We start from the raw sequence: 7,892 nt of genomic DNA, 5'->3' as shown, positions 1-7,892 counted from the left end.
TAAAAGAATAATAGCTTGGGAATCATAAAGATAAAGGTTAAATAAAGGGGGTAAAATAGTGTTAAGAGAAAGCAAATTAACGTTGTCTGATTTTGTAAATAAAGATCGATTTGAACTAAACTCTTATCTTACCTATTTGATCCATCAATTTTATGATAATAATCTGAATCAGTCTAAAGATAGAATGGTATAGATTAACGATTAAATAAACTGGAAGAATAATTATTTGAGATGAATTAAAAACTTCTTGTTTAGAGACCAGAGCTGAAGGTTTCAATGAGTTTACACTTTAAGATGTGAACTCATGGCTAAAAATACCATGGAACTACTAGATGAAATGTTTGAATAGTCTGAAAAATTTGGTATAATATAAAAAAGGTCAAGGAGTTGGTTTCCTATGGAAAAGAATTTGGCTAATACACCACCACAACCTGAAATAAACGTCAAGGATTCTGAATTTGCTGAAATGGTGATAAACAAAGCCCTTCTTAATTTCCGAAAAGAGCAAATCCGAAAAGAGATTGACCAGTCATTACAGGATAAAAACGAAGAAGAATTCCTACGATTAACAGAGGAATTGAAAAACATTTCTTAAAATGTTGTATTATATATCGAGATGATTTTGAAATGAACTTAACATAATCCTAATTTTAAGAAGGACGCCAAAACGCCAATCCCTTGATAGATAGGAGATTGGCGTTTATTTGATTTTTATCGATTAAGCAGAATATTAAACATCGTTGATTTATCAACATTTTGGGCTTCTAAAGAAGCCTAGCTGCTGTATAAAGTGAGGTTTATGCAATCTCTTTTCACTAAAACACCCGATTACGGAACTTTGAAGGATTTTCTCTAAAAAAGTCGAATTTACAATCTATCCATTCTGTTTTTAGGGGGACCATTATGTGGGAGAGAATGTTTATAAATACATTTAGTGGAAAGTTTGAGGTCTTTACCTAAGGAGAACCAGTGTTTATTACCCATCTATATAGTGAGTTTAATGAATTAGCGCTAATAATTCTCGATTCACAAATGGTGCTTGTATTTATACAGATAGTACTGCAAATGTACGTGAATTCCGTGAAAATATCGAATAGGCATGTTAAGTGTGAATGTCGGGGTTCCTGCGCCAATGGCAAAAGGCACGAGGGGGAAAATAAAATGTTGAAAGAAGTTTATTATGTAATTGCAATGGGGGAAACAGCTGCAAAATACAGCCAAGAGATGGACCAAGTGAACAGAAATTGTAGAATTCACAAAAAAATATAAGGAATTCAATATAGTAAGTGTTAAGGTAGAAAAAAGATATAAATGTTAAGCTAATTTAGTAATATCCTATAAGAAGCTGTTACTTGTTTTTTTTACGCCATATAATTAAGAAATTTTGAATATAAATAATTAAAGTAAAAAAAGAGGGGAAGTTATTGATTAGTAAAAAATACGGTTGAGTGAAAAAGGCGCATCCATATATATTTACAATGGAAGCAAGAAAATCGGACAAGGTGTAGTAGATAGTCGAGGAAATTATAAAGTGAAAATCAAGACACAAAAGAAGGATTCTACTATAAAGGTATACGCTCAAGATAAATCAAGCAACAAGGGGAAAAGTAAAGCAACGAAGGTAAGCTAATATTAACCAAAGACACTATCAAAAAACGGTAATACTTCTCTAAGTATTACCGTTTTTTTTTGTATATTCTATTAAAAAATAATGTTGGTACATTAGCCCGAAATAGAAATACTTCAACGCTTAATAATACAAAAAGGAGCTGCTACTTATAATTCTAATCATCCATCTGTAAGGATATATAAATTAGAACGACGTCTGTTCCTCCATTTGGTAGACGATTACTATTTATTATTTCTTTTGCCTAAAAAGCGGGTCCCATATGTTGTGACCAAACCATATCGCCATCGATTTTTTTCAATTTCTTAACCAAATATCGTTTTTCTTATAATGTCTACGTTTACATTAAATTACTTCCACCAAACAATCTACTATTTGATTTTTGAAATCTGACTTCCCGCTTTTATTTACCTTTCCATTTGTAAAAACAACTATTGATTAAAATGTTGTTACAAGAGATAATAAACCGTGCTAAAAGCGACACCAACAGGGGGAAAATGATTAATGAAGGTTTTAAAAGGTTTAATAATAGGTTTATTGTCTGTCATTCTTTTATCGGCATGTTCTGATAGTTCAAACGGAGATGTCAAAAAGGTAGAAGAACCCAAGAAAGAACAAAAAGAATTCTCAACTTTAGAAGATTTTTCTAAAATAGATTTTGAGAATCCAGATAAAGAGGCATGGGCTAAAATTTATATGCCAAAAAAAGATTTCAAAACAATTTTAAAACAAATGGCTGGTCCTGATGATGAAGGAACTATCAATTATAAAAGCATTGAATTAAAAGACTCTAAAACGATAGAAATGAAAGTGAACAACTCAGATGGTGGAAGCTTTGAGAACAGCATGCAAGCAGCTATTATGGATGCCTACATACGAGAACTATATAAACACTCTGAGCTCTATGATGATAAAAAAGAACCTACTATCCGTACCGTTGATTTGAGCAACACAGTTATTGCGGAAAACAAGAAGCCTATTGAATTCGATGAAGATTCCGAACAAAAACCTAAAGAACTTGGAACCTTTAAACTAGGTGAAAAGGTAAATGTAGAAGGTCATATCATAACATTAACAAATGCACATTATACAAAGGAAAGAAACGAATTCGAAGAAACACAGCCCAAAGAAGTATTGGGATTTGATATTGAATACCAAAATGGTACAAAAGAAGAACAAGTAGTTAGCGCAGGAGATTTTGAAGTGTATGACAGCAAAGGTGAAAAGATGGAGGTATATGCTCTCGATACATTAACCGAGAGTGTTCAAGCTGGTAAGCACGTTAACGGACCTGCTGCTTTCGGAGTAACCGGTAATGCACCTTATGAAATCTTTTACACAGATTATACTACGGGTAGCAAAGCAAAATGGATTATGGAAGTGAAATAATCGTTTTCATGTTCATTTTTTGAAGCGGAAATTTTAGGCGAAAAGGTACTCAGAACAATGTGAGTACCTTTTTTTGTTATGCCTTTTATGTTTCAATCTTCTATATAAAAATATCAATGCATTGTTCTACAGTTGTTGCAGAGGCTAACTGTTTAGCTTTTGTAGCCAATACATCTGCCGGTTCTGTATCGAGAATAACACCAAATAAGTTTTCTATTTCGTCCAAGCTTTTTTCTAAACGGGTAGAGATGATTGTTATGTCTTGTCCGTTCAAAAGCAGCATTGTTATTACATCGGAATAGCTCTACAAAAAAGAAGGGTATTAAATATGCCTATTTGAAATATTACTGCACTAATTGTCCGTTTGAAATTGAAGCTGAAAGTTTAAACCAACTATTAATTGATTATTTTCAAAAACAATTGGCAGTTTCTTTTAAAATTAACTCTTCCACAGTAACTAGATCATTAATAAATTACTCTGATACTTTAAAAGATTTTCTTGTACAACTAAAAGCTCGAGAAAAGCTTCTTCAGGAAAATCAATAGAGTCAAAATGAAAAAGGGCTAAAGTTGGACAGCGTATTTCGAAATGTTGAAAAGGGGGAAATACAATATAGGGACCTTTCACCCAAATTATGGATAATATTTTGAGAAGATGTTTTTTATCACCATAACCAATGCTGTTACTTTAACAGCTTTTGTTGAGTTTTCGTGCCAAGCATAGCCACCGTATACCTGGTAACTCCCTGTGTCATCGGGGGTTCTGTTGATGTAGCTCATTGCATAGGTTCTTGCCGCAACAGCCTGTGCCTTTATTAAGGCTTCCTGATTCCATAAAGCCGGCATTTCAGCTGGAACGACTCCGCTATCAAAAGTGATAATCTATGTTTTGATATGTTATCATAAACCTCGTTAGAATATAAAAATTAATCCTCCTATATCTTAATTTGTCTACAGGCTTTTATCATTTATAGAAAGTTCTATGATAAATTAAGACAAGGGAAATATAATCCCTTTTTTACATTGCTAATGTCACAAGTAAATTGGTAATTGAAAAAAGTGAGGCAGTCAAAATTGAAAAGCCTGCGATGATGATTGCTCCATTAAAGAAATGGGAAATATGCCTAGTTATAAGAAGTAGGAGAAAAAGTAAATTCGCATTTTGCTGGGGGGTACCCCAATTTGATCTGTTGCTCAAATTTTCATTTATATATAATTATGTCGATTTATGATCGGAAAAGTGATCATTTCTAAACTGCCTGGGGGTTAAACCTGTGTATTTTTTAAAGATTTTTATAAAATAACTTTGGTCGTTGAAATTTAGCCATGTGCCGATGTCTGAAATCGAATAATTTGTTAAAAGTAAGAGCTTTTTTGCTTCGTCAACTCGTTGCCGTTGAATGTATTCACTTATTGGTTTTCCAACCTCTTTTTTAAAAAGTGATGATAAGTAATTTGGGCTTAAACGACACATTTGTGCAAGGTAATCAAGTGTGATATCGTCATAAAGATGGTCATAAATATAATGTTGACAAGCTGTTATTGTTGCAGAATATTTTTCTTTATTTAATTGGTGCACACGATTGGTAAAATCTATTATGGCTCCTTCCGTTAATTTCAATATTGCTTTTAAGCTTCCTAAATCCTCGAGTTGTTGAATATAGAAATCGCTTAAGGTAAAGGCAGTTTCATCATTTAAACCACCTTCAATAGCTGCTCTGCAAACAAGAGCAATTCCAGTTATCATTAAATTCTTTTCACTTCTTAGGCGATTTCGTTTCGATAATAATCCTAATTCCGCCTCACCGACAATAGAGTAATCGAAGATATCCTTTAATTTATCTATCCGTCCGTTTTTTACATAATCAAGCAAAACCCGTTCATATGAAAGATTGGAATGAAAAATGAAATTCCTTCTCCCTTTTGAAAGCTCAAGATCCGGGTTCTCTAATTCAATCATATCAAGGGACAGCGCTTCATTGTTTTGGATGACCATCGTTTTATCAAGCTTTTTATGGTACATCAAATAATAAACTAATAAACTAATTGTTAGGAATTGTTGACTATCAATAATGGGAATGGATTGATAGTATTCAATGAGTTTCCTTTTCTTAAGGTTTCCTTTAAAAGCATCTATGATCTTGCTAATCATTTCATCAGATATTTCTGACTCAAGGGTAGGGCCTAAAATAATGGTACCTAAAAATAGATTCGTTTTTTTAAGATTGACAAAGAAAAAGTTCAAATTTGAATTAGAGAAAAATATAGGAAAATCCTTTGGATTATCTTCATAAGTATACACACTTATCTGCTCTTTGAACTGGCTGTAATATGGATGATCCCGTAAGTTTCTACTTGAAAATTCGTATTCAATCTCACCAAATTGATTGACATAATAAACAGGTATTTTATGAACTTTATAAATAAGCTCACATATATATTGTAAATCTTGTATGGCTATTTCCATCTATTCTATAAACTCCATTCAAATTTTTTTAATTCGGTCTTTTTTTAAAGTTAATATGTACTATTATTCGTAAGATAATACAATAAATATTTTTAAACAAGCCATAAAATGATTCGTGTAAGAAGAATAAGCAGGGAGGAATTAAACATGGAATTATCAAATAAAATTGCTGTCATAACTGGTGCAGGAAGTGGAATCGGAAGAGCAAGCAGTTTGAAACTTGCTAGTAACGGTGCAACAGTTGTATTAGTCGATTTCAATCAGGAAACAGGAGAAGAAACGTTAAAACTTGTGAAGGAACAAGGTGGAGAAGGCATCTTCGTCCAGGCCGATGTCTCGAAAACTGAAGATGTGCAAAGTTATGTAAATAAAGCTGTCGAAAAATATGGACGTATTGATATATTTTTCAACAATGCAGGTGTTATCCAAAAGTTCGCACCTTTCACTTCAGTAGAAGAATACGAATTTGACCGCATTATGTCTATCAATGTAAAAGGGGTCTTCCTAGGAATGAAATATGTGTTAAAAGTGATGGAGGAGCAAGGAAGTGGCTCTATTATTAATACTGCTTCTACTGCAGGTGTTCGTCCTGAACACAGTGTAGCTGTATATTCTGCAAGCAAACATGCGGTTGTAGGCTTAACCAAGGGTGCTGCATTAGAATATGCGAAAAAAGGAATTCGTATAAATGCACTTTGTCCTGGCGGTGTGAAAACAGCATTAACAACAAGTGTTGAAGCTCAGTTTGCAAAAGGTGGATACGTTCCAGAAGAGGTTTCCAATATGAGAATGGGCCGTTATGCTGATCCGAAAGAACTCGCTGAAATGGTTGCTTACTTAGCATCAGATAATGCAAGCTATATGACCGGTTCAATTGTTCTTGTAGATGGCGGGCTAACTTTATAGTCAATAAAAAGATCGAGTAGGGTTCTTTCGATTTAATAATTAGGGGCAGTCATGACTGTCCCTAATTTATTTTTTTAAAACCTGACTCAATCATTCATGTGTGCTGGTAAAAGGTTAGCAAAGTTTTGAGCAGTTTTTGATAGATAATGATTCGGATTTTATAGGTTACCTTAGAATATTTTGCACGGAACCCATGAAGTAATTCACGTAATCCTTCTACCGAAGTAGACTTTTGCTTTATGTTGGCATCCGTGGACAACCAATACAATTTTACCAGGAAATCCGTTAGCTAATTACCAAATTTACTACCAATTTAAAGGGAAAAGTGCCCACGCTGCTGTTCAACCACATTTGGGAAGAAGCGCGCTTGATGCAGTGGAGCTGATGAACGTGGGTGTTAACTACTTACGTGAGCATATCATCTCGGATGCAAGAGTCCATTATGCAATTACAAACACAGGTGGTTTAACTCCAAATGTTGTTCAAGCGGAAGAGGAGGTTCTTTATTTGATTCGTGCGCCTAAAACATCTCAAGTTCAAGAAATTCACCAAAGGGTATGTAACATCGCTAAAGGAGCAGCACTTATGATGGAGGCGGAAGTAGAAATTGTTTTCGATAAAGCCTGCTCCAATCTGGTTCCTTTTTATCAGTGTTGCTTCTGTTTTACTATTCCTGTTGCTTTGGGAAGTTGCTTCACAAAATGAATGGATAAATCCATTGTTCATTAGCTCACCAATTGAAATTGCACAAGCGGCAGTTTTAATGGTCCAAGAAATTTCTTTTTGGGAAAATATGAAAGTAAGTGGTTGCGAATTTATTGCAGGCTTTGTTTTAGCCATACTTATTGGAATTCCAATTGGTGTGTTATCGGGCTGGGATTCCAACTTTAATGCTGTAGTTAATCTTTCATTTCAGGATTATATGTAACTCCTAAAGTCGCCCTTTTACCAGTGATCATAATTGCGTTCGGTATAGGCCCAGCATCAAAAATTGTTATAGTATTTTTGATGGCCTTCTTTCCAATAGTGATGAGCGCTCAAAAAGCAATGTTAACATTAGATCAAAACTTAATAAAAGCAGCAAGAACATTTAGTGCAAGTGAATTTCAAATTTTTAAAACGATTGCTTTGCCTTCGACGGTACCATTCCTTTTAAACGGAATTCGCTTAGGTATTGGTCAAGGATTAATTGCTGTAGTTGAAGATGAATTATTCGCTTCGACAGCTGGTATCGGAAATCAATTGACAAGCAATGGGCAAAATCTGCAAACAGATTGTATGTTTGTTGGAGTGTTGGTCATTACGATTACGGGAATCATACTTACTTCATTATTAGGCATTATTGAAAGACGCTATTCATCTTGGAAACCAGAAAATAGTTAATTAAATTAATTATGCAGACTGTAGCCAAACTTGAACTGACCCAATAAAGTTAGACATATAGTTTAAGCAGCTTCTAAGACTTGAGTTCGGTATTCTATCGGACTCAGGTCGTTTAATTTT

At 33.9% G+C, this 7,892-nt stretch carries 9 protein-coding genes and 1 pseudogene; 7 read left to right on the top strand and 3 right to left on the bottom strand.

Features of this window, described 5'->3' with window-relative positions:
• The first annotated feature begins 397 nt into the window (after positions 1 to 397).
• The 3 genes from ACFRAK_RS26955 to ACFRAK_RS26945 all read left to right on the top strand — a co-directional run bounded on the left by ACFRAK_RS26955 (position 398) and on the right by ACFRAK_RS26945 (position 3,016).
• The gene (locus ACFRAK_RS26955; RefSeq protein ID WP_387595207.1) at positions 398 to 595 is read left to right on the top strand and encodes an IDEAL domain-containing protein; all 198 of its coding nucleotides are present in this window, start codon (positions 398 to 400) and stop codon (positions 593 to 595) included.
• An 849-nt stretch (positions 596 to 1,444) separates the two neighbouring features.
• Positions 1,445 to 1,630, top strand: coding sequence for an Ig-like domain-containing protein (locus ACFRAK_RS26950; RefSeq protein WP_394572884.1), 186 nt, complete (start codon positions 1,445 to 1,447; stop codon positions 1,628 to 1,630).
• A 501-nt stretch (positions 1,631 to 2,131) separates the two neighbouring features.
• Positions 2,132 to 3,016: a hypothetical protein gene (locus ACFRAK_RS26945; protein ID WP_394572883.1), complete on the top strand. Its 885-nt coding sequence runs from the start codon at positions 2,132 to 2,134 to the stop codon at positions 3,014 to 3,016.
• A 100-nt stretch (positions 3,017 to 3,116) separates the two neighbouring features.
• Here the strand turns inward: ACFRAK_RS26945 and ACFRAK_RS26940 are convergent, their stop codons facing one another.
• The 3 genes from ACFRAK_RS26940 to ACFRAK_RS26930 all read right to left on the bottom strand — a co-directional run bounded on the left by ACFRAK_RS26940 (position 3,117) and on the right by ACFRAK_RS26930 (position 5,483).
• Entirely contained in the window at positions 3,117 to 3,299 is a 183-nt protein-coding gene (locus ACFRAK_RS26940) for a hypothetical protein (protein ID WP_394572882.1), read from the bottom strand.
• A 350-nt stretch (positions 3,300 to 3,649) separates the two neighbouring features.
• Positions 3,650 to 3,895: a SpoIID/LytB domain-containing protein gene (locus tag ACFRAK_RS26935; RefSeq protein WP_394572885.1), complete on the bottom strand. Its 246-nt coding sequence runs from the start codon at positions 3,893 to 3,895 to the stop codon at positions 3,650 to 3,652.
• A 337-nt stretch (positions 3,896 to 4,232) separates the two neighbouring features.
• Positions 4,233 to 5,483: a helix-turn-helix domain-containing protein gene (locus ACFRAK_RS26930; RefSeq protein WP_394572881.1), complete on the bottom strand. Its 1,251-nt coding sequence runs from the start codon at positions 5,481 to 5,483 to the stop codon at positions 4,233 to 4,235.
• Positions 5,484 to 5,630: 147 nt separating this feature from the next.
• Between ACFRAK_RS26930 and ACFRAK_RS26925 the strand changes: the two genes are divergently transcribed.
• The 4 genes and pseudogenes from ACFRAK_RS26925 to ACFRAK_RS26910 all read left to right on the top strand — a co-directional run bounded on the left by ACFRAK_RS26925 (position 5,631) and on the right by ACFRAK_RS26910 (position 7,772).
• Complete coding sequence (locus ACFRAK_RS26925) at positions 5,631 to 6,389, top strand: SDR family NAD(P)-dependent oxidoreductase (protein ID WP_394572880.1); 759 nt, start codon at positions 5,631 to 5,633, stop codon at positions 6,387 to 6,389.
• Positions 6,390 to 6,620: 231 nt separating this feature from the next.
• A pseudogene (locus ACFRAK_RS26920) lies at positions 6,621 to 7,028 on the top strand (peptidase dimerization domain-containing protein); the annotation flags it as partial.
• A gap of 79 nt (positions 7,029 to 7,107) precedes the next feature.
• Complete coding sequence (locus ACFRAK_RS26915; protein ID WP_394572879.1) at positions 7,108 to 7,317, top strand: hypothetical protein; 210 nt, start codon at positions 7,108 to 7,110, stop codon at positions 7,315 to 7,317.
• Positions 7,318 to 7,340: 23 nt separating this feature from the next.
• Complete coding sequence (locus ACFRAK_RS26910) at positions 7,341 to 7,772, top strand: ABC transporter permease (protein WP_394572878.1); 432 nt, start codon at positions 7,341 to 7,343, stop codon at positions 7,770 to 7,772.
• The last annotated feature ends 120 nt before the right edge of the window (positions 7,773 to 7,892 follow it).

It is taken from the genome of Peribacillus sp. NPDC056705 (assembly GCF_043656335.1).
This window is presented reverse-complemented; position numbering and strand designations above follow the sequence as displayed.